Genomic DNA, 2,557 nt, shown 5'->3' on the forward strand with positions numbered 1-2,557 from the left:
TGGTGGTGATCCTGCAGGCGATCCTTGTGGCGCACGACCTGCCGGTCGAGCTTGTCGACCAGGTCGTCGACGGCAGCATAGAGATCAGCGTGGCTCGATTCCGCGAACATGTCGTTGCCCTTGACGTGGATATTGCACTCGGCCCGTTGCCGGCGCTCCTTTTCCTTCTGCTTTTCCACCGTGAGAATCACCTTGACATCGACCACCTGGTCGAAATGCCGGGTGATCCGGTCCAGCTTGCTCGTAACGTAGTTGCGCAAAGCAGGTGTGACGTCGAGGTGATGACCGCTGATCGTCAGATTCATGAATGACCTCCTGGAATTGACGGTTGGGGGAAATAGCCGCGCCTCTGGAAACAAAGGCGTAGCCGGGGGAAACGAGAGGGGGATGAGGGGAAGGGAAGAGAAGAAAAGAGAGGGGGAAGCGAGAGGGTTCGGTTCACTATGCCCATGCTGTCATCGAATTGCAATCCCTCTGTGCCAGGGCTCTGCGCCAGATCAAGGGAACTTTGTCACACGCTATCGATTTGATAGCTTGCGAGCCCCGGGGCACGCAGCCGCAGCCGATCGACTGGAAGCAAACCCAGGTCCGCCCCAAACGCCAGCGACCCCGCGAGTCGAAGGGCTTCCGGTCAGCGCCAGCTGGCCCGCATCCGGCTCAGGAGGTCGATGGTGGCGGCCGGCGGCGGCACGTGCGGCGCGCGCTCGGGCGGCGGCGGCCAGGTCTGGCGTTCGAAAAGCTCGGCATCGGCCGCGGTGATGAAGCGCGTGCGGCCGGCATAGAGGTGGCGGTCGCCGCRCACCGCCTGCTGCGTGACGTAGAAGCGCTGCGGCACCAGCAGGTGCAGGTGGTCGCGGGCGCGGGTCATCGCGACATAGAGCAGCCGGTGCTCCTCCTCGAGTTCGTGGGCGCCCTGCGCCACGTCGGCCGGGATGCAGCCGTCGACCACGTTGAGCACGTGGACCGAGCTCCACTCCTGCCCCTTGGCCGAATGGATGGTCGAGAGGATCAGGTAGTCCTCGTCGAGCAGCGGCGGTCCGGGCCGGTCGCTGGTGGCCTCGGGCGGATCCAGCGTGAGTTCGGTCAGGAAGCGCTCGCGCGAGGCATAGCCGGCGGCCAGCCGCGCGAGCTGCTCGACATCGCCGCGGCGCAGGCCGGCATCGTCGTGCAGGCGCTCCAGGTGCGGGACATACCACTGCAGCGCGAGATCCATGTCGGCCGGCCAGGCCAGCGCGGGATCGCGCAGGGCGGCGTCGATGGCTGCGAAGCGGGCCCATTCGACCTGCGCCGCGGCCGGCGGCACGAAGGCCTGCACCGCGGCGCCGGGATCGGCGGCCTCGGCCATCGCATCGAGCAGGCGCGTCGAGGTGACGGGACCGATGCCCGGGATCATCTGCGTGACGCGAAAGCCGGCCATGCGGCCGCGCGGGTTCTGCGCGAAGCGCAGCACCGCGAGCAGGTCCTTCACGTGGGCGGCCTCGAGGAACTTGAGGCCGCCGTACTTCACGAAAGGAATGTTGCGCCGCGCCAGTTCCAGCTCGAGCGCGGCGCTGTGGCTCGAGGTGCGGAACAGCACCGCCTGCGACTTCAGCGCCAGGCCGCCTTCGCGGTGCGCGAGCACKCGTTCGGCGACGAAGCGCGCCTGCTGGGCCTCGTCGGGCACCAGCACCAACTGCGGCCGTCCGGCCGAGGGCTTGTCGGTCCAGAGGGTCTTGGCATGGCGTTCGGCGGCGGCCGCGATCACGGCGTTCGACACATCGAGGATCGGCTGCGTCGAGCGGTAGTTGCGCTCCAGCGTGACGACGCGCGCGGGCTGCGCGAACTGATGCGGGAAGTCGAGGATGTTGCGCACCGTCGCGCCGCGGAAGGAATAGATCGACTGGGCGTCGTCACCCACCACCGTCAGGCCGCGGCCATCGGGCTTGAGAGCGCGCAGGATGGCGGCCTGCAGCAGGTTGGTGTCCTGGTATTCGTCGACCAGCACGTGGTCGAAGCGCGCGCCGATCTGGGCGGCCAGCGCGGGCTCGGCCACCATGCCTTCCCAGTACAGCAGCAGGTCGTCGTAGTCGAGCACCTGTTGCTGCTGCTTGGCCGCTACATAGGCGCCGAACAGCTTCTTCAGTTCGCCCTCCCATTCGGCGCACCAGGGAAAGGCTTCCTTCAGCACCCGGGCCAGCGGCGCACAGGTGTTGACGGTGCGCGAATAGATCGAGAGGCAGGTTCCCTTCTGCGGAAAGCGCCGGGTCATGGAGGACAGGCCGATGTCGTGGCGCACCAGCCCCATCAGGTCCTCGGCATCGCCGCGGTCGTGGATCGTGAAGTTCTCGCTCAAGCCGATCTGTGCCGCGTACTCGCGCAGCAGCCGTGCGCCGATGCCGTGGAAGGTGCCGGCCCAGGGCAGCGCCRGCGGCGTCTGCGAAGCCAGGCCCAGCACGCGCATCAGCACTTGGCCCGCGCGGCGCTCCATCTCCTGCGCGGCGCGGCGCGAGAAGGTCAGGAGCAGGATGCGCTGCGGGTCGGCGCCGCCGGCGATCAGGTGCGCCACGCGGTGCGCGAA

The 2,557-nt window shown here is 67.9% G+C and carries 2 protein-coding genes; both read right to left on the bottom strand.

The window, feature by feature from the left end:
- On the bottom strand, positions 1 to 305 hold a 305-nt coding region (hpf, locus tag AC1D2K_RS33275; protein ID WP_478094522.1), incomplete at its 3' end, for a ribosome hibernation-promoting factor, HPF/YfiA family.
- Between the two features lie 326 nt (positions 306 to 631).
- On the bottom strand, positions 632 to 2,557 hold a 1,926-nt coding region (locus tag AC1D2K_RS33280), incomplete at its 5' end, for an ATP-dependent helicase (RefSeq protein ID WP_478094524.1).

The sequence above is a fragment of the Variovorax sp. P1_H12_2 genome (assembly GCF_056405335.1).